Source organism: Mesorhizobium sp. WSM4847 (assembly GCF_055811335.1).
The window spans coordinates 150,866-174,767 of record NZ_JBVVPY010000007.1; the positions used below are offsets into that span (position 1 = coordinate 150,866).

27 protein-coding genes are annotated in these 23,902 nt (G+C 62.7%); 17 read left to right on the forward strand and 10 right to left on the reverse strand.

Translation table 11 applies throughout. The annotated features are described in order from the left end of the window. Window positions 1-16 precede the first annotated feature (16 nt). The 4 genes from AC0L28_RS12525 (at window position 17) to AC0L28_RS12540 (ending at window position 3,478) form a co-directional block, all read left to right on the forward strand. Window positions 17-796 carry an ABC transporter permease gene (locus tag AC0L28_RS12525; protein ID WP_473477933.1) on the forward strand — a complete coding sequence of 260 codons (780 nt, stop codon included), beginning with the start codon at window positions 17-19 and terminating at the stop codon, window positions 794-796. Further along, the gene (locus AC0L28_RS12530) at window positions 765-1,505 is read left to right on the forward strand and encodes an ABC transporter ATP-binding protein (RefSeq protein WP_128173417.1); all 741 of its coding nucleotides are present in this window, start codon (window positions 765-767) and stop codon (window positions 1,503-1,505) included. The genes AC0L28_RS12525 and AC0L28_RS12530 overlap by 32 nt, the downstream gene beginning before the upstream one ends. A 31-nt stretch (window positions 1,506-1,536) precedes the next feature. After that, the gene (locus AC0L28_RS12535; RefSeq protein ID WP_473477691.1) at window positions 1,537-2,508 is read left to right on the forward strand and encodes a quinoprotein relay system zinc metallohydrolase 2; all 972 of its coding nucleotides are present in this window, start codon (window positions 1,537-1,539) and stop codon (window positions 2,506-2,508) included. A 106-nt stretch (window positions 2,509-2,614) separates the two neighbouring features. Next, window positions 2,615-3,478: a quinoprotein dehydrogenase-associated SoxYZ-like carrier gene (locus AC0L28_RS12540; protein ID WP_473477694.1), complete on the forward strand. Its 864-nt coding sequence runs from the start codon at window positions 2,615-2,617 to the stop codon at window positions 3,476-3,478. 46 nt (window positions 3,479-3,524) lie between these two features. Here AC0L28_RS12540 and AC0L28_RS12545 read toward each other — a convergent pair whose 3' ends face one another. Beyond that, complete coding sequence (locus AC0L28_RS12545; RefSeq protein ID WP_023797678.1) at window positions 3,525-3,878, reverse strand: hypothetical protein; 354 nt, start codon at window positions 3,876-3,878, stop codon at window positions 3,525-3,527. A gap of 673 nt (window positions 3,879-4,551) precedes the next feature. Here AC0L28_RS12545 and AC0L28_RS12550 point away from each other — a divergent pair. The 4 genes from AC0L28_RS12550 to AC0L28_RS12565 all read left to right on the forward strand — a co-directional run bounded on the left by AC0L28_RS12550 (window position 4,552) and on the right by AC0L28_RS12565 (window position 8,607). Continuing rightward, window positions 4,552-6,450 (forward strand): methanol/ethanol family PQQ-dependent dehydrogenase, encoded by a 1,899-nt coding sequence (locus tag AC0L28_RS12550; RefSeq protein ID WP_473477697.1) that lies wholly within the window; start codon window positions 4,552-4,554, stop codon window positions 6,448-6,450. 202 nt (window positions 6,451-6,652) lie between these two features. After that, on the forward strand, window positions 6,653-7,174 hold the full coding sequence (locus AC0L28_RS12555; RefSeq protein ID WP_023797676.1) for a c-type cytochrome, methanol metabolism-related: 522 nt from the start codon (window positions 6,653-6,655) through the stop codon (window positions 7,172-7,174). A gap of 1 nt (window position 7,175) precedes the next feature. Then, window positions 7,176-8,039, forward strand: coding sequence for a quinoprotein dehydrogenase-associated putative ABC transporter substrate-binding protein (locus AC0L28_RS12560; RefSeq protein WP_473477700.1), 864 nt, complete (start codon window positions 7,176-7,178; stop codon window positions 8,037-8,039). 10 nt (window positions 8,040-8,049) lie between these two features. Beyond that, complete coding sequence (locus AC0L28_RS12565) at window positions 8,050-8,607, forward strand: PQQ-dependent catabolism-associated CXXCW motif protein (protein WP_128173351.1); 558 nt, start codon at window positions 8,050-8,052, stop codon at window positions 8,605-8,607. Between the two features lie 50 nt (window positions 8,608-8,657). On the opposite strand, the gene AC0L28_RS12570 is transcribed toward AC0L28_RS12565, so the two are convergent. Further along, window positions 8,658-8,795, reverse strand: a complete 138-nt coding sequence (locus AC0L28_RS12570) for a hypothetical protein (protein ID WP_287171242.1) — start codon at window positions 8,793-8,795, stop codon at window positions 8,658-8,660. A gap of 235 nt (window positions 8,796-9,030) precedes the next feature. Here AC0L28_RS12570 and pqqB point away from each other — a divergent pair, with 235 nt between their 5' ends. From pqqB to pqqE, 4 genes are read left to right on the forward strand one after another with little or no spacing between them, the layout of a single operon-like run. Beyond that, on the forward strand, window positions 9,031-9,969 hold the full coding sequence (gene pqqB / locus AC0L28_RS12575) for a pyrroloquinoline quinone biosynthesis protein PqqB (protein ID WP_473477702.1): 939 nt from the start codon (window positions 9,031-9,033) through the stop codon (window positions 9,967-9,969). Then, complete coding sequence (gene pqqC, locus AC0L28_RS12580; RefSeq protein ID WP_473477705.1) at window positions 9,966-10,724, forward strand: pyrroloquinoline-quinone synthase PqqC; 759 nt, start codon at window positions 9,966-9,968, stop codon at window positions 10,722-10,724. Before pqqB ends, pqqC begins: the two co-directional genes overlap by 4 nt. Further along, window positions 10,721-11,017 (forward strand): pyrroloquinoline quinone biosynthesis peptide chaperone PqqD, encoded by a 297-nt coding sequence (gene pqqD, locus AC0L28_RS12585; RefSeq protein ID WP_128166389.1) that lies wholly within the window; start codon window positions 10,721-10,723, stop codon window positions 11,015-11,017. The genes pqqC and pqqD overlap by 4 nt, the downstream gene beginning before the upstream one ends. Then, entirely contained in the window at window positions 11,014-12,135 is a 1,122-nt protein-coding gene (pqqE, locus tag AC0L28_RS12590; protein WP_128173354.1) for a pyrroloquinoline quinone biosynthesis protein PqqE, read from the forward strand. The genes pqqD and pqqE overlap by 4 nt, the downstream gene beginning before the upstream one ends. Here pqqE and folP read toward each other — a convergent pair. Continuing rightward, window positions 12,119-12,970, reverse strand: a complete 852-nt coding sequence (folP, locus tag AC0L28_RS12595; RefSeq protein WP_128173355.1) for a dihydropteroate synthase — start codon at window positions 12,968-12,970, stop codon at window positions 12,119-12,121. The genes pqqE and folP overlap by 17 nt on opposite strands. A gap of 105 nt (window positions 12,971-13,075) precedes the next feature. Between folP and AC0L28_RS12600 the strand changes: the two genes are divergently transcribed. Both AC0L28_RS12600 and AC0L28_RS12605 read left to right on the forward strand, forming a co-directional pair. Then, complete coding sequence (locus AC0L28_RS12600) at window positions 13,076-13,552, forward strand: SRPBCC family protein (protein WP_128173356.1); 477 nt, start codon at window positions 13,076-13,078, stop codon at window positions 13,550-13,552. 22 nt (window positions 13,553-13,574) lie between these two features. After that, the gene (locus tag AC0L28_RS12605; RefSeq protein ID WP_473477708.1) at window positions 13,575-13,991 is read left to right on the forward strand and encodes a GFA family protein; all 417 of its coding nucleotides are present in this window, start codon (window positions 13,575-13,577) and stop codon (window positions 13,989-13,991) included. Window positions 13,992-14,135: 144 nt separating this feature from the next. On the opposite strand, the gene AC0L28_RS12610 is transcribed toward AC0L28_RS12605, so the two are convergent. Beyond that, window positions 14,136-14,855, reverse strand: coding sequence for a DUF899 domain-containing protein (locus AC0L28_RS12610; protein WP_473477710.1), 720 nt, complete (start codon window positions 14,853-14,855; stop codon window positions 14,136-14,138). A gap of 211 nt (window positions 14,856-15,066) precedes the next feature. Here AC0L28_RS12610 and AC0L28_RS12615 point away from each other — a divergent pair, with 211 nt between their 5' ends. Continuing rightward, a complete protein-coding gene (locus AC0L28_RS12615) occupies window positions 15,067-15,651 on the forward strand; it encodes a GNAT family N-acetyltransferase (protein ID WP_128246272.1) in 585 nt (194 codons plus the stop codon). Between the two features lie 76 nt (window positions 15,652-15,727). Here the strand turns inward: AC0L28_RS12615 and AC0L28_RS12620 are convergent, their stop codons facing one another. Further along, entirely contained in the window at window positions 15,728-16,666 is a 939-nt protein-coding gene (locus tag AC0L28_RS12620) for a carbon-nitrogen hydrolase family protein (protein WP_473477712.1), read from the reverse strand. A 115-nt stretch (window positions 16,667-16,781) separates the two neighbouring features. Continuing rightward, window positions 16,782-17,048 carry a hypothetical protein gene (locus AC0L28_RS12625; protein ID WP_473477715.1) on the reverse strand — a complete coding sequence of 89 codons (267 nt, stop codon included), beginning with the start codon at window positions 17,046-17,048 and terminating at the stop codon, window positions 16,782-16,784. 120 nt (window positions 17,049-17,168) lie between these two features. Here AC0L28_RS12625 and AC0L28_RS12630 point away from each other — a divergent pair, with 120 nt between their 5' ends. Then, entirely contained in the window at window positions 17,169-20,252 is a 3,084-nt protein-coding gene (locus AC0L28_RS12630; RefSeq protein ID WP_473477718.1) for an ATP-binding protein, read from the forward strand. 25 nt (window positions 20,253-20,277) lie between these two features. Then, window positions 20,278-20,532, forward strand: coding sequence for a nickel-binding protein (locus AC0L28_RS12635; protein WP_128180888.1), 255 nt, complete (start codon window positions 20,278-20,280; stop codon window positions 20,530-20,532). Between the two features lie 253 nt (window positions 20,533-20,785). Here the strand turns inward: AC0L28_RS12635 and AC0L28_RS12640 are convergent, their stop codons facing one another. The 4 genes from AC0L28_RS12640 to AC0L28_RS12655 are packed head-to-tail and all read right to left on the reverse strand — an operon-like array spanning window position 20,786 to window position 23,887. Then, window positions 20,786-21,622, reverse strand: a complete 837-nt coding sequence (locus AC0L28_RS12640) for a 3-oxoadipate:acetyl-CoA acetyltransferase (protein ID WP_023797662.1) — start codon at window positions 21,620-21,622, stop codon at window positions 20,786-20,788. 9 nt (window positions 21,623-21,631) lie between these two features. Further along, window positions 21,632-22,066, reverse strand: a complete 435-nt coding sequence (locus AC0L28_RS12645; RefSeq protein ID WP_473477720.1) for a type II 3-dehydroquinate dehydratase — start codon at window positions 22,064-22,066, stop codon at window positions 21,632-21,634. 4 nt (window positions 22,067-22,070) lie between these two features. After that, a complete protein-coding gene (locus tag AC0L28_RS12650; protein WP_128166371.1) occupies window positions 22,071-23,372 on the reverse strand; it encodes a TRAP transporter large permease in 1,302 nt (433 codons plus the stop codon). Next, entirely contained in the window at window positions 23,369-23,887 is a 519-nt protein-coding gene (locus AC0L28_RS12655) for a TRAP transporter small permease (RefSeq protein ID WP_091595709.1), read from the reverse strand. The genes AC0L28_RS12650 and AC0L28_RS12655 overlap by 4 nt, the downstream gene beginning before the upstream one ends. Window positions 23,888-23,902 lie beyond the last annotated feature (15 nt).

Sequence of the window (23,902 nt, forward strand, 5' to 3'; positions counted from 1 at the left end):
TGGCGCTGCGGCCGGCATGTCCAGCCAAGCCGGCCTGGCAGCGGCGCTGACACCGGTGCTGACGGTGGCGGCCTCTCTGCTCGGGCTTGGCCTGCTGTGGGGCCTTGCGGCAAATGCCTGGCCGAGCCGTGCCTTTCCAGGGCCGAGGATGGTCTGGCAGGTGCTGCTCGCAGAGGCGGCGAACGGCGACCTTTTCTACCATCTCGGCGCGACGCTCGGCCGGGTTGCCGCGGCATATGTCGTCGCGATGGTTGTTGGCTCGGTCATCGGCGTCCTCCTCGGCAGCCACCGCCGCGCAGATCGGTTCTTCGCTCCCTGGGTGGTTCTGTTCCTCAACATTCCCGCGCTGGTGGTCATAGTGCTTGCCTACATCTGGTTCGGCCTCAACGAAGCGGCGGCGATTGGCGCGGTTGCCGTCAACAAGATCCCGAATGTCGTGGTGACGATGCGCGAGGGCGCCAGGGCGCTTGATCCGAGTTACGCCGAAATGGCCGCCGTCTACCGCTTCGGTCTCCTCGACCGCGCCCGCCATGTCCTGCTGCCGCAACTGCAGCCCTATCTTGCCGCCGCCTCACGATCCGGCATCGCTCTCATCTGGAAGATCGTCCTGGTGGTCGAGCTGATCGGCCGCTCCAACGGCGTCGGCTTCCAGATCTATCTTTATTTCCAGCTCTTCGACGTCGCCGCTATACTTGCCTACACCCTGGCTTTCGTGGCGGTGATGCTTGTCATCGAACTCTTTCTGGTGCAGCCCGTTGAACGACATGCAACCCGTTGGCGCCGTCGTCCCGCTTAGGGTCGACATCGCCGAAAAGACTTTCAGGTCCGCGCAAGGCGTCTCGATCACGGCGCTCCAGGACCTTTCCTTCGAGGTCCGGCAAGGCGAATTCGCCTGCCTGCTGGGGCCGTCCGGCTGCGGCAAGACCACGACGCTGCGCATCCTGCTTGGGTTGGACAAGGACTTTTCCGGCTCGTTCCAACTGCCTGAAGGCGGCTCCGACCGGATCGCCGCCGTGTTCCAGGAGCCGGTCTTGCTGCCGTGGCGGACGGTGGAGCAGAATGTCAGGCTGGCGCTGCCGAAAAGCCTGAGAACGAAGAACCTCGACGGGCTGTTCGACACGCTCGGCCTCGCCGGCATGCGCTCGCTCTATCCGGCCGAGCTTTCGCTCGGCCTTGCACGCAGGGCAGCGCTTGCCAGGGCCTTCGCCACCGAACCGGCGGTGCTGTTCCTGGACGAACCCTTTGCCTCACTCGACGAACGGACCGCCGAGCGGCTTCGGCACCTGCTTTTGACCGTGTGGTCGGCGCGGCCCACGACCGCCCTGATGGTAACCCACAATCTGCGCGAGGCGTTGATGCTGTCGGACCGCATCATCGTGCTCGCGCAACGGCCGGCGCATGTGCTCGGCATGTTCGACGTAAGGCTGCCGCGGCACTACCGCAATCCACAGGTGATGAGCGACCTTTTGCGGTCGTTCCAGCAAAAATTTCCGGGCGTGGCCTGATCGCCTTACAGTTCGGAATTGGGAGGAAGCCATGCCGATCGACAGGATACGACGCAAGCTTGTGAACGGCTTCGCCTGCACCGCGGTCAGCGCCGCGATGCTGCCCTGTTGCCTCGGGCGGGCCGCTCTCGCCGCAGCCTACGGCCTTGAATTCAAGCTCAGGAAAGTCGCCGACGGCGTCTTCGCTTTCCAGGGCGTCGATGAATTGATGAGCGCAACCAACCAGGGCGCGATCTCCAACCTCGGCGTCGTCGTCGGCGCCGACGCCGTCGCCGTCATCGACAGCGGCGGCAGCCTGATCGAGGCGAACGCCCTCATCGCCGCGATCGGCAAGATAAGCGCCAAGCCGGTTCGCTACCTGATCAACACCCATATGCACCCCGACCATGTCTTCGGCAACGCGGCGTTCCGGCAGATCGGCGCCACCATCGTCGGCCACCACAATCTGCCGCGTGCCCTCGAGGCGCGCGGCGCCTTCTACCTGCAGAGCTTTCGCGAACAGATCGGCGACGCGCTTATCAAAGGGATCGAGATCATACCGCCGACGATGCTGGTCGACGATCGCCTGCAGCTCGACCTTGGCGGACGCGTGCTCGAATTGCAGGCATGGAAGGCGGCTCACACCGACAACGACCTGACCGTCTTCGATAGCGCGACCCGCACACTGTTTGCCGGCGATCTGGTTTTCATCGGTTCCTTGCCGACGCTCGACGGATCGCTGCTTGGCTGGCTCCGCCAGATGGATGGGCTCGCCGCGATTGGCGCCACGCGCGTCGTGCCGGGTCATGGCCCGGTGCCGGCCGACTGGCCGGCGGCGCTGACGGGAGAGCGCCGCTATTTCGAAATTCTGGCGCGCGATATTCGCAAGGCGATCGCCGACGGGACCCCGCTCCGCGACGCCGTCAAGACCGCCGGCGCAAGCGAACGGGGCAATTGGCATCTGTTCGACGACTACAACGAGCGCAATGCAACGGCCGCCTTTGCCGAACTCGAATGGGAATAGATCACAGCGACAAGCGCTGTGGATCGATTTGCCAAACCCATCGTCAAGGGTCTATGCTCGACATCGGCCTGGGCACCACCTCTCTGACATTGGTGGAGGCATCGAAATGCAGAACCACGCTTACCGGAGCCGGCAGCTCGGCTTGCCGCTCGCAGCCATCTTCGCTGCGATCACCCTGGCCATCGGCGCGCTCTTTGGCGCCTCCGGCGCCGCCAACGCCCAGCAGACAACCGCCTCTTCGGACAGGATCTGGCAGGATCTGAAAGGCGACGTGTTTGGCGATCGGGCAATTCTGGTCGATACCGGCGTCGTCAGGATCGAGGCGCCGAAGCGGGCGCAGGATGCCGCCATCGTGCCCGTCGACATCTATATCGACCCGGCCAAGGCGCCCGCCGGCATCAAATCCGTCACCTTGATCATCGACGTCAATCCAGCGCCGGTGGCGGCGACGTTCGAGATCGGCAAGGACGCCGGCGTGACACATCTGTCGACGCGCGTGCGCGTCGACGACTATTCCTATCTGCGTGCCATAGCAGAGACGCAGAGCGGCGAGCTTCACATGGCCCAGACCTTCGTCAAGGCGTCAGGCGGATGCTCCGCCCCGGCGCTCAAGAACCAGGACGAAGCGATGGCAACGATGGGGCAGATGAAGCTGCGCCAATTCCCGCCGCAAGAGACGATGACAAAGGCGCAGGAATTGCAGCTGATGATCCGCCACCCGAACAATTCGGGCCTGCAGCGCAACCCCTTGACCCAGTATTTCATCCCCGCGCATTTCGTTCAGAAACTGTCGGTCTCGCAGGCAGACCGGCTGATCCTGTCGATGGAAGGGGGGATATCGATTTCGGAAGATCCCAATTTCCGGTTCGATTTCACCGCGCACGGCACTGGACAGATCCAGGTCGAAGCGATCGATACGGACGGCAAGGTATTTCGCAATCAATGGCCGCTGGAGGCTACGGGGCTTTGAAGCCTCGAAACCGTATGCAGCCGCCGTCGGCGGTCTTACACGGCGTCTAAAAGCAGCGCACGTCGGCTTCCGCCTGCGCGCGCTTCAGTCCCGTGCTTGCGGCTTTTGCCGGCGCGCTTTCGCGGAACAGTCCCGAACGCTCCCCTGTCGTCAGGGACATACTCTTGAAGGTCTCGGCCCTTTCATAGTCCTCGAAGGGAAGGATCGAGGCGATGACGTCGATCGAGCAGGAACAGCTCTCCAGCGCCCGACGTGTCTGGCCATTCGTCTGCATGCAGCCGAGCACATAGTCGACAACCGTCACCGTCGGATAATCTGAGGCGGCGCCGGCCGGATTGGCGAAGGCCAGGGCCGACGTGAGCAACAGCGGCAAGCTCGAAAAGCCGACATATCTGATCATGGGGAACCTCCGATTGGCCCGGAACGTGACAGATCGAGCCCAATGGATCGAGACGGATCACCGCACCAGTTGGCCTCCTGTCGCCACGCCCGTCAAGTTCTCATGCAGGCCATATAGTACCAAAGGACAGGGCCGTCCCGGCCGGCAAAAGGCCTCCCCGACAGCACGAACATCGGCTCCGAATCCTGGCGCTGAGCTTGATTTCAGGTCTCCTCCACTATCGCCAGAGGGAGCGACGCGCGCATACTTAAAATCATACGATCCAGCGAATATTCCCAAATAAAAATCAATACATTTTGCCCAAAAAATACGTAAAATTTAACCACTTATATAAATCTCGCTTCATCCACAGTCGATCAATAGCTTTCAGTCCGGATTTTTTCATATCTATTTCTCTATATTGCAGTGCAACATAGATGGAAGTGATTTTTCTTGCCTTCCTTCTGGGGATGACATAGCTTCATCCTGTTTCCGGCTTCAAGGGCGTCACCGTCAATTAGGGAGCGGCGACAGTCTTTCGTAGGCCAGGTGGGATGGGCAGTAACGGTGCCCTCTGCTCATTCGGCTTAGGTCGTGACACGCTGCCGGAAATACTTCCCCCACATGAATCGCTTGGGCAAGCCCTGGTGGGCTCAACGGACGATTCGTCATTGTGCACCCTGGGAGGACTTTGATGCGTGTATTAGCGAAAACTGCCTACCTACTAACGACCGCGGCGCTCATGTCGTTCGGCGCGGTCCACATGACGTCGGCCAATGAAGAACTGATGAAAATGGCCGAGAATCCCAAGGACTGGGTGATGCAGACGGGTGACTACGCCAACACCCGCTTTTCCAAGCTCAACCAGATCACCAAGGACAATGTGAAGAACCTGCAGGTCAAGTGGACCTTCTCCACTGGCGTGCTGCGCGGCCATGAAGGCGGGCCGCTGGTCATCGGCGATGTGATGTATGTCCACGCGCCGTTCCCCAACACCGTCTATGCTCTCGATCTCAAGAATGACGGAAAGATCCTCTGGAAATACGAGCCCAAGCAAGACCCGAATGTTATTGGCATCATGTGCTGCGACACGGTCAACCGTGGCGTTGCCTATGGTGACGGCAAGATCATCCTCAACCAGGCCGACACCACCGTCGTGGCGCTCGATGCCAAGTCCGGCAAAGTCGTCTGGACGGTCAAGAACGGCGATCAGATCGACGGCGGAAAGGGCGAATCCGGCACGTCGGCGCCTGTGGTCGTCAAGGACAGGGTTATCGTCGGCATCTCCGGCGCCGAATATGGTGTTCGCGGCCACCTCTCGGCCTACAATCTTTCGGATGGCAAGCTTGCCTGGCGGGCCTATTCGACGGGACCCGATGCAGAAACCCTGATCGATCCCGAAAAGACCACCCATCTCGGCAAACCGGTCGGCGCGGACTCGGGCACGAACACCTGGGAAGGCGAGCAGTGGAAGACCGGTGGCGGCACGACTTGGGGATGGTACGCCTATGATCCCAAGCTTAACCTGATCTACTACGGCACCGGCAATCCATCGACCTGGAACCCGGTCCAGAGGCCGGGCGACAATCGCTGGTCGATGACGATCATGGCTCGCGATGCGGATACCGGGATGGCCAAGTGGCTTTACCAGATGACCCCGCATGACGAGTGGGATTATGACGGCGTCAACGAGATGATCCTTGTCGACGGCATGGACATCAAGGGCGCCAAGCGCGATGTGCTGGTGCATTTCGACCGCAATGGCTTTGCCTACACGATGGATCGCGCCAATGGCGAGCTTCTCGTCGCCAAGAAATACGATCCGGCGGTGAACTGGGCGACGGAAGTCAACATGGACCCCAGCAGCGACCAGTACGGCCGCCCGCAGGTGGTGGCCAAATATTCGACCCAGCAGAACGGCGAAGACACCAACTCGACGGGCATCTGCCCGGCCGCGCTTGGAACCAAGGACCAGCAGCCGGCGACCTATTCGCCGAAGACCGGTCTGTTCTACGTGCCGACAAACCATGTCTGCATGGACTATGAGCCCTACAAGGTGAGCTACACCGCCGGTCAGCCTTACGTGGGCGCCACCGTGTCGATGTATCCTCCCCCTGGAGCCGACCACATGGGCAACTTCATTGCCTGGGATGCTGCCAAGGGCGAGATCGTCTGGTCCAAGCCCGAGAAATTCTCGGTCTGGTCGGGCGCGCTGGCGACCGAAGGCGACGTGGTCTTCTACGGCACGCTCGAGGGCTACATCAAGGCAGTCGATCATGACGGCAATGAACTCTACAAGTTCAAGACCCCGTCCGGCATCATCGGCAACATCACGGCCTACGAGCATGGCGGCAAGCAATACATCGCCGTTCTGTCCGGCGTCGGTGGATGGGCCGGTATCGGTCTGGCAGGCGGACTGCTTTCGCCCGACAACGCCGCTGCCTGGCATGGCGCCGTCGATCAGGGCCGTGCGCAAGGCGACGAGGCTGCGGTCGTTGGGACTGCTGGTCTGGGCGCGGTCGGTGGCTACGCAGCACTTGCCGACTACACGACGCTGGGCGGCCAGCTCACCGTCTTCGGTCTCCCGGACTGATAAAAACGGGAACGACTGAAACACGGGAACCATAGGCACGCCTCGGTTTTTTGAGAAGACCAAGGCTTGAAAAGCGAGAGCCCGGATCACCGGGAAGCCAGGACCGGGCTCTCAATTTCGCCGCGCACCCACATCGATCCATGCCGCTTCACGACAGCAAAACCGTGTGCAGGCGAAATCAAGAAATCAAGGAAGTAGCTGAATGTCCGTTCGCATTGTAATTTCCGCTCTCGCCCTGGCGCTGCCTCTGGCAAGTTCAAGCCTCGCGCATGCCCAGGACAGCGCTGAAAAAGCCAAGGCAGTGACGGAAGAAGGCGGCAAGCATTTCGACGCGGAGGGAAATCCGACCTTCAAGATCGAAAACGGAGCCGTCGACTGGTACACGTTCAGCGGTTACCGCCGCTATCACTCCGATTGCCATGTCTGTCACGGACCGGACGGCACCGGTTCGAGCTATGCGCCGGCCCTGCTCAACAGCCTGAAAACAATGGATTACGCCACCTTCATCTCGATCGTCGCCGAGGGCCGCAAGAATGTCGGCGGCGGCAAGGAAAATGTCATGCCTGCCTTTGGCGACAACAAGAACGTCTATTGCTACATGGATGATCTCTACGTCTATCTGCGTGCCCGTGCTGACGGTGCGGCGCCGCGCGGCAGGCCGCCGAAGAAAGCAGACAAGCCACAGGCAGCGAAGGATGCCGAAGCATCCTGTATGGGTGGATGATATGATTGGCCGTGACGCGTTGAAGCTGTGTTTTGTCCTGCCGATGCTCGGCGCACTCGCCTTGCTGCTTGCGAACGCCCAGGCGCAGGACGCCGGCCTTGGTGCCGCGGGCGAACTGGTCGACCCAGAAATTCTGCGCGTCTGCGCCGATCCTTCGAACATGCCGTTCACCGACGAGAGCGGCGAAGGCTTCGAAAACCGGCTGGCCGACCTGGTCGCCGCGAAAACCGGCCGAAAGTCCGTCGCCTATACATGGTTTCCTCTTGTCGCCGGCTTTGTGCGCAACACGCTGGCGGCCAACCGATGCGACATCATCATGGGCTATGCCCAGGGCGATGAACTGGTGCAGAACACCAACGCTTACTATCGCTCGTCCTATGTGTTGGTGCACCCGAAGGGCAACGGCATGGAAGGCGTCGAGACCATCGAGGATCCGAAACTCACTGGCAAGAGGATCGGCGTCGTCGAAAGCACACCGCCGACTGCCAACATGGCCGCCAACAAGCTCATGCGAACGGCAAAGATCTATCCGCTGGCGGTGGATACCCGCCTCACCCCCTCCATGGGGGGAGTCATGATCAAGGACATGCTCGCCGGCAAGATCGATGCGGCGGTCATGTGGGGACCGATGGCAGGCTACTACGCCAAGCAACTCGGCGCCGATCTCACGATCGTTCCGCTGGTGAAGGAAAAGACCGGCTCGCGCATGTCATACCGCATCACCATGGGCGTGCGTCCATCCGACCAGGAATGGAAGCGGACGCTCAACCGGGTGATCAGGGAAAACCAGGCGGAGATCACCAGGATCCTGCTGGACTACGATGTGCCGCTGATCGACGAACACGATAATCCGATCACGCAATGACGAGAAACGCATGAAGGGAAAGGAGACGATTTTGCTGGTCGCTGCGGGCCTTCTCGGTCTGACCGAACCGATGTGGGCTGGCGATATCGCCGAGCCCGGCGGCTACCGGATGGACGACTATCGGGCGCCGGTGCCGCAGACGCTGCAGGGCGCGAAGGTCGTGACGACGGCGGAGGCGGAGGCGCTGTGGCGGGAGAAGAAGGCGGTGTTCTTCGACGTCATGCCGAACACGCCGAAGCCGGCCAATTTGCCGGCGGGAACGATTTGGAGAGCCAAGATCAGAAAGGACATCCCAGGCAGCACCTGGCTGGCCAATGTCGGTTACGGTGCTATCTCCGAGGAGACCGCCAACTATTTTCGCCAAGGCCTCGCGGCCGAAGCCGGTCCCGACAAGTCGCGTGCCATTCTGTTCTACTGCATGACGAATTGCTGGATGTCGTGGAACGCCGCAAAACGGGCTATCGAATGGGGCTACAGTTCGGTGTTCTGGTATCCGCCCGGCGCCGATGGATGGGAACGTGCCAACCTTCCGCTGGAGGAAAGGAAGCCTTATGTGATTAGCAATTGAGCATGCGCATTGTTATTTTCTTGTTTTTCGACTTTTCAGAACCTGCCGTTTCATTTGTCCATTTTGAGAGCTGATGGACGGACCATTGCAATGGTGCCCAGCAATGGTTGACTGAGAAAAGGATCGGCCCCTTCGGGCTGGTAGAAGAGGAGATATGCCATGAAGAAGAGCTGGACAAAACCGACCATGTGCCAAGTTGCTGCGGGCTTCGAGATTTCGCGGTATCTGCCTGCTGAAATTACTCCCAAGAAGTAGGCCGCAGAGGTGCGTGTCCCCGGCAACGGGGATACGCACTGCCATCTCGCGCGAGGTCTTGGTGAAAGGCTTTGATGCGTTCAATGCGGGCGCGAAGCCATTCGCGGTCGAAAATTTGCTGTTGGTTGATTTGCTGTTGGTTGAACAGGCCGCAGAGCGGGCATTGCAATGCGCTTGAAGATCATCGGCTCGGCGGCAGGCGGCGGCTTCCCGCAGTGGAATTGCAACTATCGCCTGAGCCGCGCGGCTCGCACCGGGATGGCTGGCGTGCATTCGCGAACCCAATCAAGCATCGCCGCCTCAGTGGATGGGGCCGGCTGGGTTCTCTTCAACGCCTCGCCCGATATCCGCCAGCAGATTGCGCAAACGCCTGAATTGCAGCCGGCGCAGGATGCGCCGTTGCGTTCGACGCCCATCCGCGCGGTGGTGCTGACCAATGCCGATGTCGATCATGTCGCCGGCCTGCTCAGCCTGCGTGAGCGGCAGCCCTTCGCCATCTACGCAACGACACAGGTGCTGGCGACGCTGGAAGCGAACTCGATCTTCAATGTCCTCGATCCAGCGCTCGTGCCGCGACGCATCTTGCCGCCGGCCGAAGAACTGGCGATATGCGACGCAGACGGCCACGACACCGGCGTGACTGTCGAGAGTTTTCCCGTGCCCGGCAAGGTAGCCCTCTATCTCGAGGAAAGAAGCCGGCCGGAAGCCAATTTCAGTTCCGACGCCGGCGACACGATCGGCGTCCGTATCGGCGGTGCCGGCAGTCACGGCTCCGTCTTCTACATCCCAGGCTGCGCGCGCATCGATGCAGCCCTGCGCACGCGCCTGGCCGATGCCGCCTGCGTCCTGTTCGATGGCACGGTCTACACCGACGACGAGATGATTGCCGCCGGCGTCGGCCAAAAGACCGGTGCGCGCATGGGGCATCTGGCCATGTCGGGAGACGAGGGGTCGATCGCCGGCCTGGCCGATGTGGGGATCGGCCGCCGTGTCTTCGTCCACATCAACAACACGAATCCGGTTCTGGACGAGAATTCGGCCGAGCACGCAGCGGTCAAAGCGGCTGGCTGGGAAGTCGCCCGCGATGGGATGGAGATGGAATTTTGAGTGATTTCCACGACGCGGCCAGGAACGGCCTGTCCTCCAGCGAGCTCGAAGCCGTGCTGCGGCAGGTCGGCGCCGAGCGCTATCACAACCGCCATCCTTTCCACCACAGGATGACCAGCGGTGCGCTGTCGAGGACCGAGATGCAGGCCTGGGCGCTGAACCGCTATTGCTACCAGGCCGTCATCCCGCGCAAGGACGCCATGATCCTCGCACATGCGCAGGACCCGGCGTTTCGCGCCGCCTGGCGCAAACGCATCGAGGACCATGACGGCGAGGACGGCTGGAGCGGCGGCATCGCGCGCTGGCTGCATCTGGCGACCTCGCTCGGCCTCGATGCCGATGACGTGAAGAGCGAAAGGCTGGCGCTGCCGGCGACACGTTTCGCGGTCGGCGCCTACCTCGCCTTTTGCACGAACCGGACGCTGTTCGAGGCGGTCGCCTCGTCGCTGACCGAGATGTTCTCGCCGCTCATCATCGGCGAACGGGTTCCGGCGATGCTGGCCAAATACGATTACATCACCGAGGATACGCTGGCCTATTTCAGCCGACGGCCCGAACAGGCCTCGCGCGACGCCGACTTCGCCCTCGCCTACGTGCTCGGCCATGCCGACACGGCGGAACGCCAGCAGCAGGCGATCGATGCGCTGGTGTTCAAATGCGATATACTGTGGGCCATGCTCGACGCGCTTCAACACGCCTATGGCCAGCCGGGAAACATCCCTCCCGGCGCCTTCCGTCCGGAGCCAGTCCGATGATGGCGCTGCGCGAAAGAGCTTTGGTTTCACCGCGATCGGTGCCGTCGCTGCCGAAGCACGTGCGCATACAGTACGATCCCGTGCGGCAGGCATTCGCCGTGCTTTCGCCGGAAAAGGTGTTTTGGCCGAACGACATCAGCCTCGATATATTGCGCCGCTGCGATGGACGGTCCACGGTCGGCCACATCATCGCCGAGCTTGCCGCGGATTATGACGCCGAACAGGAGGCCGTGGCGGCCGACGTCGTCGCCTTCCTGCAAGAATGGTCGGACAAGCTGCTGGTAAAACTATGAGCGAGCCCCTTCTCCCTCCGATCGGCATGCTGGCGGAACTGACGCATCGCTGCCCGCTGCAATGCCCGTATTGCTCCAATCCGCTCGAATTGCTGAAGGCCAATCGCGAACTCGATACGCAGACCTGGCTCGACTTGTTCTCGCAGGCCGCCGATCTCGGCGTTCTCCAGGTGCATCTGTCGGGCGGTGAACCGACGCTGCGCCGCGACCTCGAGCAATTGATCGCCGGGCTTTCGGCACGCGGCGTCTACACCAACCTGATCACCGCCGGCGTCGGCATTGCCGAAGGCCGCATCGAGGCGTTTGCCGAAGCCGGGCTCGACCATCTGCAGCTGAGCTTTCAAGGCGCACGGCCGGCGACCACCGACCGCATCGGCAATCACAAAGGCGGCCACGAAAAGAAGCTGGAGACGGCACGCCGCGCGCGCGCTGCCGGCCTGCCGCTTACCATCAACGCGCCGATCCATCGCCACAACATCGAGGAAGTGCCGGAATTCATCGACCTGGCGCTTTCTCTGGGCGCGGAGCGGCTCGAGATCGCCAACGTGCAGTATGCCGGCTGGGCGCTGACCAATCGCGATCAACTGATGCCCGAGCGCGCTGCGGTCGACCGTCAGGCGGAGATCGTCGCGGCGGCGCGCGAACGGCTCACCGGCATCATGAACATCGATTTCGTCACGCCGGATTATTTCGCCATCTATCCCAAGCCGTGCATGGGCGGCTGGGCGCGCGACGCCTTCATGGTGGCCCCGGACGGCACCGTGCTGCCATGCCATGCCGCACAGACCATCCCGTCGCTCAGTTTTGAGCGCTTCGGCCCGCGCAGCCTGGCCGAAATCTGGACCGATTCGCCGGCATTCAACGCCTTTCGCGGCACCGACTGGATGCAGCAGCCCTGTCGCAGCTGCGAACGGCGTGAGATCGACTGGGGCGGTTGCCGCTGCCAGGCGATGGCGATTGCCGGCGACGCCGCCGCGACGGACCCGGCTTGCGCGAAATCGCCGATCCATGCGCGCATGGCCATGCTGATCGACGAAGCCCAGCGTGCTGCGGCAATTCCTTCGAACGACGAACAATTCGTCTATCGGCGGATCGGCGTCGTCACCGAGCCCGCCTGATCTCTTCCCCGGTCTCGCGCTCGCGCACCGCGTCGGCGAATGCCAGTGCGTCGCGATTGACCGCAATGTTGTGCACGCGAAAGATCGCAGCGCCCTTCAGCCGCAGGATGACGCTTGTTGCCGCTGTGCCGACGTCTCGCCCCTCGTCACTTCCGCCGACCAGGTGACGGGCAAGGCGCTTGCGTGACGTGCCGACGAGCAATGGAAAACCGAGCGCGCGCAATTCACCGAAGCGAGCCATGAGCTCGAGGTTTTCCTCGCCGTCCTTGGCGAAAGCGAAGCCGGGGTCGAGCACAATCCGCTCGTCCGGGATGCCGGCGTCGCGCGCGATCTCCAGCGATCTGTTCAGGAACAGGAACTGGTCGGCGATCACATCCGCCAGTTTTTCGCGGCCGCGCCCGGTGTGCATGATGACCAGGCCGGCGCCGGTTTCCGCCGCAACCTGCGCGATGTCGGGTTCGCGCTGCAGGCCATGCACGTCGTTGACGATATGCGCGCCCGCGGCGACCGCCAGCCGCGCCGTCTCGGCCCTGTAGGTGTCGACCGAAACCAGGCTGCCGCCGTCGGACGACAGCGCCTCGATGACCGGCAGGATGCGCGCTTGTTCCTCGCGCGCCGAAACGGCGCCGGCGCCGGGCCGGGTGGATTCGCCGCCGACATCGATGATCGCCGCGCCCTCGCCGATCATGCGCCGCGCCTGCTGCAGCGCCCGCTCCGGCCGGTGGAATTCTCCGCCGTCGGAAAAACTGTCCGGCGTGACGTTCAAAATCCCCATCAGCAACGATTGCGCGCCAAGATCGAGATGCCGTCCATGAGCAAGCTGCCAGCGCCTCATGCATCAACCTTTTTTCATATCAGATGCCATTCGCGACAAGATTGTCACTCACACGAACCCGGTTTCCCCATCTACCTATGCTCGCGAAACAAAAGGAGCGTAGCAATGACCAAGGAAACGATCAGCTTTACTTATACGACCTATATTGCCTCGACACCGGGAAAGGTGTTCGAGGCGATAACCAAACCGGACCTCGCACGGCGCTACTGGGGCCACGAGAACGTCTCCGACTGGAAGCCCGGCTCGAGCTGGCAGCACATCCGCGCTAATGACGAACGGACCGTCGAGCTCGTCGGCAAGGTCGTCGAGGTGTCGCCGCCGACCCGTCTCGTCATCACCTGGGCAAACGCTTCGCAGGCGTCCGATCCGGCGAGCTACAGCCGGGTGACCTTCGAGCTCGAGGAATACGAGGCCATGGTCCGGCTGACCGTCAGCCATGACGACCTCGAAGCCGGCAGCGGCATGGCGAACGGCATCAAGAAGGGTTGGCCGATCGTCCTCTCCAGCCTGAAATCCTTCCTCGAAACGGGTCAGGCGATCGATGTCTTCGCCAGGCCGCGCGCGTCCGAACTGGCGGCCTGACCCAGAACAAAGGACCGAGCAGATGAGCACTCTCTACACCGGCGGATGCGCGTGCGGCGCGGTCCGCTACGAGGCAAAGGCAGCCCCGATCTTCGAAAACCACTGCCAATGCCGCGATTGCCAGAAAAGAAGCGGCACCGGTCATGGATCCTATCTGACGTTTGCGTCGCGAGCGGACGTGGCCATCACCGGCACGACGACGGACTGGCGTGTCGCGGCGGACAACGGAAATGTCAAAATCCATTGCTTCTGCCAGGTCTGCGGAACCCCGGTTTACCTGACGTACACCGCCATGCCGGACCCGATCACGGTCCATGCCGCAAGCCTCGACGATCCGAGCCGGTTCAATCCGACCGTTGTCACCTACGGCAGCCGGGCTCTCCCCTGGGACAAGATCGATACCGCGCTGAAGACCTTCGAGAAGATGCCGCCGGGCTAACCGGCCGGCGGCAGGGCGGTCGCGCACAATCTTCAGGAGGCGGATCTGCGCCCACCGCAGGCGCGGATCGGCTGGTGGGCTAGGCAGAAAGGAAAATAGTGCATTGTCACCGTAATTCGCGGTTGGGCCCATGGCACTCGCCGCTCAGCGATTGCCGTACTCGTCGTGGCGGCGCCACCACGCCTGGGGGAACTCGAGGCCGTTCTCGTTCCTTTCCCACGGAGCCAGGTCGAGGAAACGGTAGACCCCCATAAACGCCTCGGTGCCACGGGCGTAGGTCGAGTAGGTGTGGTAGACGGCACCGTCCTGGAGCGCGAAGACGCTCATTCCCTCCTTCTGCGGCTCGGCCCTGTCGACATGCTGATAGTTGTAGTCGGCGCCGTCTCTCTGCTGCTCTTCGGTGAAGGCGGCGCCGAGGTCGTATTTGAAATCGCTCCCGAGCGACGAAACCCACGGGAAGCGCCAGCCCATTTGCTGCTTGTAGTCCTGGATCTCCTGCAACGGGGCGATCGATTCGCAAACGAGAGTGATGTCGCGGCCGTTCAGGTGGGGGATGACGCAGTCGAAGTGATCGGCGATCAACGAGCATCCGGTGCATCCTTGGCGCTCATCGGTGAGCCGGTATCCGTAGCCGAACATGAAATGATAGACGAAGAGTTGCGAGCGCCCCTGGAAGAGGTCGGCGAGCGAGGCGCTGCCCTCCTCGGTCTCCAACAGATACTCCTTGTCGATCCGAACCCACGGCAGTTCCTGTCGCTGTCGCGCCAGCTCGTCGCTCTGCCGCATAAGCCGTTTCTCCGACTTGAGCAGTGCGAGCCGCGCTCCGAGCCATTCCTCGCGTGTTCCGGTCTTGTGTTTCGTCATCGCTGCTGTCTCCTTCCTCGGGGTTTCCTTTCCGTTGCTCGAAACAACTTGTTGCCTCAGGAGATAAACTTAACGCTGGAGGCGAAACATGGTAGCCAGATGTGGGGCGGGTTCCGATGGACTGCCTGATCACGGACTCCTGCCCGCTTGTACGGCACCCGTTGAGAGCGCGGGCGCCTCGTCGAACCACCTGCGTCACTCGGAGGGCAGCATGAAATCGCCGACAGTGAGAGTTATGGCCGCGGCCGATGAAGATCCGGCGATCGGAACAATCGTGCTGGCGTTTGCAGCGGATCCCATGGCGCGATGGACCTGGCCGCATGCACACCAGTACCTTGCGGCCATGCCGCGACTGGTTCGCGCGTTCGGGGCAAGGGCATTCTCAAACGGAAGCGGCTTTTGCACCGATGGCTACGTCGGGACGGCGCTGTGGCTGTCGCCCGGCGTGCATCCCGACGAGGAAGGGCTTGGTGCGCTTGTCGAGAGCACGGTTGCGCCCTCCCTTGCCCCTGAAGTCGCCGCTATATTCGAGCAGATGGCCAAGTACCACCCGACCGAACCGCATTGGTACTTGCCCGCGATCGGCGTCGACCCGGCGCATCAGGGCGAAGGTCACGGCGACGCCTTGATGGCGTACGCGCTTGCGCAGTGCGATCGCGATCACGCGCCCGCCTATCTGGAATCCTCGAACCCGCGCAACATTCCGTTCTACCAGCGCCACGGCTTCGAACCGCTCGGCGCGATCCAGATCGGTTCATCGCCAACGCTCGTCCCGATGCTGCGGCGACCGCGTTAAGCCAGGCAGGGCAGACGAGCGAAGCGTCATGCCGCCGTCGCGTGGAATCGGCGCAACGTCGTCAGCCCCTCTCGGCTCAGTCGGTGAACACAACGGGTGTAAGCGGTTTCCGGCTGATCGACAGCGAGAAAATATCCGGCCGGGAATAGTGCCCGGCGACGTCGAGCGACCGCCGGGCGCGGCCGACCGCCTCCCGATCAATCTCGGCGAACAGGATTCCCTTGTCGCGGTTCAGCGGTCCGGCCGCGATTGCGCCGCCCGGCTTCACGACGACGGCGTCGCCGTCGTTGATCCACTCTTCGGCCTTGAACAGTCGGTCGCGTTCGGGAAAGTCTGCCGGCAGATCGCTGCCCTGCATTGCCGTCGCCGTGCCGATGACCCAGCATCCGCCCTCGCGGGCGATGTGGCGCAATGTGGCGAGGCAGAGTTCACCATTGTCCCACGTCGGATTGACGAGAATGTCGATGTTCTGGGCGTAGAGAGCGTAGCGCGCAAGCGGCATATAGCTTTCCCAGCAGATCAGGCACCCCAGGCGGCCAACCGGCGTGTCGACAACTCTGAGGCCGCTCGCGTCGCCCGTTCCCCAGACCATGCGCTCGGGGTTGGTCGGCATCAACTTGCGATGTCGGTTTTGGAGCGTGCCATCCGGTCCAATCACGACCACGGTGTTGAACAGCGTCGTGCCCGAGAATCGACTATCGATCTCGTTCAGGCCGACGACAATCGTCACCGCACGCTGGCTGGCGGCCTGCTGCAGAGGCTCAAGATCACCTCGCTCGATGTCGACGGCGTTGCTGCGCAGCCTGGCGTGAAGCTCGCTTGACAACGCCATGTCCGTGCCGGGCTTCAGCCGCCAGACCCACGTCGGATATCCGGGTATCCAAGCTTCAGGGAAGATCACCAGGGTGGCGCCGGCATCGGCGGCTTCGTCGATCGCCTCGAGGGCTCTGGCGACGGTCGCCTCGCGATCGAGAAAGACCGGCGGTTTCTGAACGACGGCAATTTTTGCTTGCATGGCGGTTTCTCTACTCCCGATGCATGTTCCCACTACACTTCAGCTGCAATGGTTTTCTTGTGAGCAGTCCTGTCGGTGTCGGTGTGCCGTAACACGAAGACATAGCCGCCGGCTTTCAGCGACGGCAGCAGCTTCTGCAATCGCCAATGCGATGGCGGGTGCGAATGATCTCATGTTCAGTCCCCCCAGCCTTCACACCCCAGTCGGATATCCCGGTATCCATGCTTAGGAAAAGACGACCGTGTGGCGCCACATCAGCGGCTTCGATCGCTTTGTTGATGGTGGCTTCGCGGTTGGCGGCGGCGGCAGCCCGCCGTTGGTCGAGGGTCGTCTCCTTGTGTTGTGCAGGATCGAATGGTTTCGTCGCCGTTGTCGTTGTCATCGGCTGGCTCCTCAAGGCTGTTTCGCAAGACCGGGTTCACGGCTAAACTTGCCGACAATCGTGGGAGCGCCCGTGGAAACCGGCGTCGAATTATCTCGAGGCAGCGCAGGCAGGCCAGGAATGCAACGTCCCATCCCGCTCCGGGTACGTCTGCTCGGCGAGCTCCAGCTTGTCGGCGCCGACGGGAAGGCCCTTGCTTTACCCGCCTCCCGCAAAACGCGCGCGCTTCTTGGCTATCTTATTGCCACCCGTCAGGTGCACCGGCGTGAACGGCTCTGCGATCTGTTCTGGGACGGACCGGACGATCCGCGCGCCGAGTTGCGCTGGAGCCTCAGCAAGATCCGCGCGCTGCTCGGCGACGGCAGCAGAGCTCGGCTCGTGGCGGATCGTGAGCGGGTCGACATCGAGCTTGGCGATGCGCTGGTCGACCATGCGGTCGTGCGCTCGCTTGCCGCAAGCAACGTCGCCACCGCGACCACCGAGGTGCTGACCGAGGCTGTGGCGCTGTTTGGAGGCGAGTTCCTCGACGGGCTCGATCTGCCGCTCTGTTACCGCTACCAGGAATGGTGCATAGCGGAGCGGGAGGCGATGAGCCAGCTCCGGTTCAGGGTTCTCGCCGCGCTTATCGCGCGACTGGAAGACGTCCCGACGGATGCCCTGCCCTATGCCTACGCATTTGTTGCGGCCGACCCGCTATCCGAAGCCGGTCATGCTGCGGTGGTCCGGCTGCTTGGGAAGTTGGGCCGGACCAACGACGCGCTCGTTCATTACGAGCGGGCGCGCCGCATATTCGAAGCCGAGCTTGGCGCGCCGCCAGGCGAAGACCTGAAGGCGGCGAGGCAGGCGCTGCGACCGAGCCCAATCGCAGGTGCCCGAGCCGCACCTTCCGGTGCAGCCAGGGGACCCCTTGATGACGCCCTGCGGCCTGCGGCTTCCGGGCCCATGGTTGGGCGCGACGCCGAGCGCACAACCATCGATCGCCTCGTCGGGATCGCAGCCGACAGCGGCCAGGATGTCATCCTTGTGACTGGAGAGCCCGGCGTCGGCAAGAGCCACATGCTAGGCTATTTCAGCGAACGGGTGGCCGCTGCCGGCGGGCGCGCCTTCAGCGCGCGCGCATTCGAAGCCGAGACGGCACGATCCTATGGCATCTGGATCGATCTCCTGCGCTCGGTCCAGCGGCAGCGACCGCGCCATGGATTGCCTTCGGTTCTCGGCCCGCTGCTCCCCGAGCTTGGAGGCGGCGAAGGCGGGGTCGGGGATCGCACTCAGCTGTTCGACGCCATTGTCGACGTGTTTTACGGGCTCGCCGCCGACGAGCCGGTGGGTATTGCCCTCGACGACGTCCAGTGGCTCGACGATGCGTCCGCGTCGCTGCTTCACTATGTTGCTCGCCGGACGGAGGCAGCCCCCGGTCTGGTCATCGCCTGCGCAGCACGTTCTGGAGAAGTCGAAGACAACATTGCAGTATCGCGGGTGCTGCGCTCACTCGTCCGCGATGGCCGACTGACGGAGATCGAACTCGATACGTTGAGCGCCGAGCACACGGCAGAGCTGGTCCGGCGGCTCGACCCGGCTCTCGACGCCGCTCAAATCGTCGCCGCGAGCGATGGCAATCCGCTGTTTGCGCTTGAACTTGCCCGCGCTCACCTGCGCGGGGATGCCGGCCCCGGCCGTACCGTGAAAGCCCTGATAGAAGGACAACTGGCTGGGCTGACCGACCAGGTGCGCGAAACCCTGGTCTGGGCTGCGGCGCATGGCCGCACCTTCACGCCGCAGGATCTTGCGCGCTTGGGGCCGTTTGATGCTGCCGGGCTGCTGACGGCACTGGGGGAGCTTGAGCGGCGCGGGCTGGTGCGGCCGGCAGGCGGCGACGCCTATGACTTCACCCACGACCTCGTCCGGCAAGTCACCTACCGCAGCTTGTCCCATCCCAGGCGCAAGCTGTTGCATCGACATATCGCGCGCGCGCTTCGACCGGCGGCGGAGCGCGGCGGTGATGCTGCGGCCGATCTCGTTCATCACGCCGTGCTCGCCGAGGATGACGAGATGGCAACACGAGCTTGCATCGTCGCCGGCGAGCGGGCCCTTCGGCTCTTCGCCAATGCCGAGGCCGCCGGCCTGGCCGAGCGAGGGCTGCGGCATGTCGCGCGGCTGCCGGAAGCGCCGGAGAAGCTGGTTTCCCGGATTGCGCTGCTCAAGATCCGCGTTCTTGCCGCGACTGGTCCCGGATTGCGATCACTTCCGCCCATTGAAGACGAGATCGCCGACGCGACCACCGCAGCGGAGGAACAAGGGCTGCAGGCTGCCGCGGCGACAGGGCACTATCTGCTTTCCATTCTCCATCAGCAGGCCGGACAAATAGAGCAGGCCGAGGCCAGCACGCTTCGTGCGGCCGAGATAGGGCGCAACGCTGACCGCAAGATCCAGGCGCATCAGCTCGCCAACACGGCTCGCTGCCTGCTTGAGCTGGAGACAGAAATCGCGCGCGCGCGCGAATTGATCGCGGAGGCCGGCGATATCGCGCAGTCGCTTGGTACAGAGTTGTGCGAACTGCATTGGGCCAGCGGGCTGCTGGAGCGATGGGACGGGCGGCAGGATCAAGCCGCCGTGCATCTTGCGCGCTCTCTTGCCCTGGCGCGCCGAAGCGAAGACCGCTGGCGCGAGTACAAATGCCTGACCTGGCTGGCGACGCTTCATTTCGAAATGGCACGATATGCCGACATGCACGCCCGCTGTGATGAGCTACGGTCGGTTGCCGCACGGATTGGGGAGGAGACGCCTTTCGTCGATGCCCTGCAGGCGCTTGCTGCCGTCATGACGGCGGATGATGCAGCCGACGAGGCGCTGGAGAGCGCCTTGGCGCGGCTTCGTGCCGCCGACGACAAGTCTTACCTGGCTTACGCTCTCAACAGCGCCGCGAGTTTTTACTGTCGTGCCGGCCGAATGGAGCAAGTCCGGCTCCACGCCAGCGAGGCACTGGCAGTCGCCTCCAAGATCCGCCGGCGCTGCGAGATCGCCATTGCCAAGGCCCTGCTCAGCGCGGCCGCCAACCGTTCTTCGGCAGCGGAAATCGACGACGATTGCCGGGCGTCGATCGAGCTTGAGGATTTCAGCGCGAGGGCGCGAGCAGTTTTGCGCCATCCTGCCGAACCGGCGCGCAGCGTTCCAACGGCGGCACCCACGCCGGGCCCTCAAACTTGAACGAGCCATCGAACAGGAGAGCACCATGCCTCGCATAATCGTCGAGCGGACGTTTGAAGCCCCGTTCACCCAGCAAGAACTCGACGCGGTGGAGGCGCGGATGGCGCCGTGCCTCGACCTCTACGATGTCCGCTGGATCCGTAGTTACTGGTCATCCGACCGGCTGCGCATGATCTGCGAATACGAAGCCGCTGACATCGCCAGCGTTCGAAACGTCCAGCACGAGGCTGAAGCCAGGTTTGAGCGGGCCTGGGCTGCCGATGTGCTGGGCGAGCCGTGAGGCCCACTCGTCAGGCTATTGCGGGTGAAAGTTGCAAGCCGTGTGTCGAAACCGACTCCATCGAGAAAGAAGTCGATCCGATCCAGCCCTCCCAGTCCCCTTCCAGCCGGACCAGATTCCGGGGCGGTTTTTTCCATCCATGATGTGGCTCCGCCCTCACCTGCCGCCGAAGCCGCAACGCTTGAAGGATCGACGAGGACATTGCCAAGGCGCAACAGGTCCGACAGCGCGGCGCGAAGTTGCGGCCCAGGAATTACGATCCTGACGCCAGACCAAGCGTTTGGCGCGCCTCGTTGACGGTGGCCACGCGCCGGCCAAACTTCTCGACTGAGGCCGCCGCGCGTTCGACAAGCTCGGCGTTGCTGCGCGCCAGGCGCTCCCTGGTGATCCTGATGTTATCCTCAAGTCCGGTGCGCACTGCGTCTGCTCCGCGCGCCAACGCCCATTGCATTACGATCGTCTGGTTGCGGCCTATTCCGGCCGCTGTCCAGGTGGACTGTGGAAACAGGAGTTTCGCTTCCCCGAGGAGCACATCGAGCAATCTCTCCTCCGCAGGCAGTGCGTTTTGCACGCCCATGACAAACTGGATGTGCGGGCGCTCACCCAAAAGTCCCGCGTCGGCCAGCCGCCTGGCAGTGTGAAGGTGCGAGAGGTCGAAGATCTCGATCTCGGGCAGCACGCCATTTGCCTTCATCGCGGTTGCGAGATCACCGATCAGGGCGGGATGGTTCTCGTAGACGATGGATGGGAAGTTGACCGAACCGGTCGAGAGCGAGGCCATGTCCGGCTTCAGATAAAGTGCCGAGCCACGCGCGGCAGGATCACGACCGCGCCCGCCGGTCGAAAACTGGACGATCATACCGGGGCAGTGCCTACGCACCCCCGCCTGAACGGCAGCGAAGCGCGTTGGTTCAGACGATGAACTCTGATCGTCATTGCGCACGTGGATGTGCACCAGCGACGCACCTGCTTCAAAGGCTTCCTGGGTCGACTCGATCTGTTCGGCCACGCTGATCGGCACCGCAGGATTGTCTTCCTTGCGCGGCAGCGAGCCGGTGATCGCAACAGCGATGATACAGGGTTCAGGCATGGCGACAAACTATCCGTCTATCTGGTCCATGAGCCAGCGGATCGCGAGCGGATAGCCCGCGGCGCCGAGCCCCGCGATCACGCCGGTGGCGACCTTCGATACCAGCGACCGATGATAGATCTCCTCGCGGCGATGGATGTTCGAGATATGCAGTTCGACGATCGGTCCCGGAAACATTTTGAGCGCATCGAGCACCGGGATCGAAACAAAACTCAAACCCGCGGGATTGATCAGAATGCCCGCGCCTTCGTCGATCGCCTCATGCACCCAGTTGATGATTTCGCCCTCGATGTTCGACTGGTGAAAACGGATCGGATGGTCGCCGGCGGCGTCACGGCACATCCGCTCGATTTCTGCGAGTGTCGTCCGCCCATAGATCTCCGGCTCGCGCATGCCGAGCCGGTTGAGATTGGGGCCGTTGAGAACGAAGATTGGCTTGGTCATGGTCCTATCCTTGATAGCCCAGCAGGCGCGGCAGCCACAGCACCAGCGATGGGAAGAAGGTGATCAGCATCAGGGCGGCAATCATGGCGTAGAGAAACGGCATTACATCGTGCACCAGGTCGCGCAGCGGCACCTCTGCGATGCGGGTCATGATGAACAGCAGCAACCCATAGGGCGGGGTGACGAGCCCGAGCATGATGTTGACGACGACCATTACGCCGAAATGCACCATGTCGACACCGAGCGCCTGCGCCGTCGGAATCAGCACCGGCACGATTACCAGCAGGATAGTGGTGCCCTCCAGCACGCAGCCCAGGAGCAGCAGCAGGATGTTGACCAGGATCAGGAAACCCATCGGCGAAAGATCCCAGGACTTCAGGATCACCGACAGGGACTGCGGAATGTTCTCGACCGTGACAACGTAGTTGAACACCAGGGCGCCGGCGATGAGCATGCCGATCGAGGCCGTGGTGCGGGCGCTGTTGAGAAGCGCATGGTAGAGCTGGCCCGGCGTCACGCTGCGATAGATCGCGACCGAGATGAGCAGCGCGTAGCCGGCGGCGACCGCCGCGGCCTCGGTCGGGGTCATCACGCCGCCCCTTATGCCGACCAGCAGAACGACCGGCAGCATCAGCGCCGGAAATGCGCGCAAGGTGATCCCCGGCAATTCCCTGAGCGGCACCGGCTTCTCGACCGGAAAGTTCTTCCGGCGCGCGTCGATGGCGACGATGATCATCTGCGACAGGGCGAGAAGAAGGCCCGGCACGATACCGGCGATGAAGAGGTAGCCGATCGATGCATCCGAGATCAGCGCGTAGATGACCAGCGGAATCGACGGAGGAATGATCGGGCCGATGACGGAGGTGACGGCTGTCAGCGCAGCGGCATAGCTCGCCGGGTACTTGCCATCCCTGGTCATGAGTTGCTGCATCATCTTGCCGGTGCCCGCGGCGTCGGCGATGGCCGAGCCGGACATGCCGGCGAAGATGATCGACTGCAGCACGTTGACTTGCGCCAGGCCGCCGCGGAAACGGCCGACAACGGCGTTGCAGAATTGCAGCAGCCGGTCGGTCATGGTCCCGGCGTTCATCAACTCCGCGGCGAGAATGAACATCGGTACGGCAAGCAGTATATAGCTTGTGTAGAGCCCGTTGAGGAGCTGCTCGGCCGAGGTGCCCATGTCGAGCCCTGCAAGCCAGAGATAGAGGATCGACCCGGCGATCATCGAGTGACCGATCGGCAGGCCAAGCAGGGCCAGCGCTGTGATCGCAACGACTGACAGCGAAAAGGGGCTCGCGAGATTCATACGCCGGAACTCGCTTTCGTGGGGTCAAATTCCGCCGGTGCTTCGCCGCGCAGAGCACGCCACGCCAGCCACAGGTAACGGGCGATCACGGCGACCACGAAGACGAGATAGATCGAGAACAGCCAGTCGAAGCGTATCTTGAGGTAGGCGGTGCTCTCGACCTTCATGAAGGTCACGTAGCTGAAGACGGCCGGAAAGGACCAGCCATAGAGCGCGACGAGAGCGATTGCGAAGGCAAGCGTCATTACCCGCCTGATGTCCGGACCGACTGTGGCGTAGAGGAGATCAAAACGGATTTCCTCTTCTTCACGAACGACGAACGCTGCGCCGAACAGCACAACCCAGATCCAGAGTACGACGGTGAGCTCGTTGCTCCAGCCGGTCGGCCAGTTGAGAAGGTAGCGAAAAGCAACCTGCAGCAGAAACGCGGCGAACATGGCGCCGATTGCGATGGCGATGGCGTTCTCGGCGCGCCGGTAGAGCCAGCCGCCGACCTTTCTCAATCCCGGGTTCATGATGCCTCCCTGACG

Excerpts from the sequence above, each read along its gene's own strand:
- AC0L28_RS12525 (WP_473477933.1), top strand. The coding sequence starts at position 17 with ATGTCCAGCCAAGCCGGCCTGGCAGCGGCGCTGACACCGGTGCTGACG.
- AC0L28_RS12530 (WP_128173417.1), top strand. The coding sequence starts at position 765 with ATGCAACCCGTTGGCGCCGTCGTCCCGCTTAGGGTCGACATCGCCGAA.
- AC0L28_RS12535 (WP_473477691.1), top strand. The coding sequence starts at position 1,537 with ATGCCGATCGACAGGATACGACGCAAGCTTGTGAACGGCTTCGCCTGC.
- AC0L28_RS12540 (WP_473477694.1), top strand. The coding sequence starts at position 2,615 with ATGCAGAACCACGCTTACCGGAGCCGGCAGCTCGGCTTGCCGCTCGCA.
- AC0L28_RS12545 (WP_023797678.1), bottom strand. The coding sequence starts at position 3,878 with ATGATCAGATATGTCGGCTTTTCGAGCTTGCCGCTGTTGCTCACGTCG.
- AC0L28_RS12550 (WP_473477697.1), top strand. The coding sequence starts at position 4,552 with ATGCGTGTATTAGCGAAAACTGCCTACCTACTAACGACCGCGGCGCTC.
- AC0L28_RS12555 (WP_023797676.1), top strand. The coding sequence starts at position 6,653 with ATGTCCGTTCGCATTGTAATTTCCGCTCTCGCCCTGGCGCTGCCTCTG.
- AC0L28_RS12560 (WP_473477700.1), top strand. The coding sequence starts at position 7,176 with ATGATTGGCCGTGACGCGTTGAAGCTGTGTTTTGTCCTGCCGATGCTC.
- AC0L28_RS12565 (WP_128173351.1), top strand. The coding sequence starts at position 8,050 with ATGAAGGGAAAGGAGACGATTTTGCTGGTCGCTGCGGGCCTTCTCGGT.
- AC0L28_RS12570 (WP_287171242.1), bottom strand. The coding sequence starts at position 8,795 with ATGGTCGGTTTTGTCCAGCTCTTCTTCATGGCATATCTCCTCTTCTAC.
- pqqB (WP_473477702.1), top strand. The coding sequence starts at position 9,031 with ATGCGCTTGAAGATCATCGGCTCGGCGGCAGGCGGCGGCTTCCCGCAG.
- pqqD (WP_128166389.1), top strand. The coding sequence starts at position 10,721 with ATGATGGCGCTGCGCGAAAGAGCTTTGGTTTCACCGCGATCGGTGCCG.
- pqqE (WP_128173354.1), top strand. The coding sequence starts at position 11,014 with ATGAGCGAGCCCCTTCTCCCTCCGATCGGCATGCTGGCGGAACTGACG.
- folP (WP_128173355.1), bottom strand. The coding sequence starts at position 12,970 with ATGAGGCGCTGGCAGCTTGCTCATGGACGGCATCTCGATCTTGGCGCG.
- AC0L28_RS12600 (WP_128173356.1), top strand. The coding sequence starts at position 13,076 with ATGACCAAGGAAACGATCAGCTTTACTTATACGACCTATATTGCCTCG.
- AC0L28_RS12605 (WP_473477708.1), top strand. The coding sequence starts at position 13,575 with ATGAGCACTCTCTACACCGGCGGATGCGCGTGCGGCGCGGTCCGCTAC.
- AC0L28_RS12610 (WP_473477710.1), bottom strand. The coding sequence starts at position 14,855 with ATGACGAAACACAAGACCGGAACACGCGAGGAATGGCTCGGAGCGCGG.
- AC0L28_RS12615 (WP_128246272.1), top strand. The coding sequence starts at position 15,067 with ATGAAATCGCCGACAGTGAGAGTTATGGCCGCGGCCGATGAAGATCCG.
- AC0L28_RS12620 (WP_473477712.1), bottom strand. The coding sequence starts at position 16,666 with ATGCAAGCAAAAATTGCCGTCGTTCAGAAACCGCCGGTCTTTCTCGAT.
- AC0L28_RS12625 (WP_473477715.1), bottom strand. The coding sequence starts at position 17,048 with ATGACAACGACAACGGCGACGAAACCATTCGATCCTGCACAACACAAG.
- AC0L28_RS12630 (WP_473477718.1), top strand. The coding sequence starts at position 17,169 with ATGCAACGTCCCATCCCGCTCCGGGTACGTCTGCTCGGCGAGCTCCAG.
- AC0L28_RS12635 (WP_128180888.1), top strand. The coding sequence starts at position 20,278 with ATGCCTCGCATAATCGTCGAGCGGACGTTTGAAGCCCCGTTCACCCAG.
- AC0L28_RS12640 (WP_023797662.1), bottom strand. The coding sequence starts at position 21,622 with ATGCCTGAACCCTGTATCATCGCTGTTGCGATCACCGGCTCGCTGCCG.
- AC0L28_RS12645 (WP_473477720.1), bottom strand. The coding sequence starts at position 22,066 with ATGACCAAGCCAATCTTCGTTCTCAACGGCCCCAATCTCAACCGGCTC.
- AC0L28_RS12650 (WP_128166371.1), bottom strand. The coding sequence starts at position 23,372 with ATGAATCTCGCGAGCCCCTTTTCGCTGTCAGTCGTTGCGATCACAGCG.
- AC0L28_RS12655 (WP_091595709.1), bottom strand. The coding sequence starts at position 23,887 with ATGAACCCGGGATTGAGAAAGGTCGGCGGCTGGCTCTACCGGCGCGCC.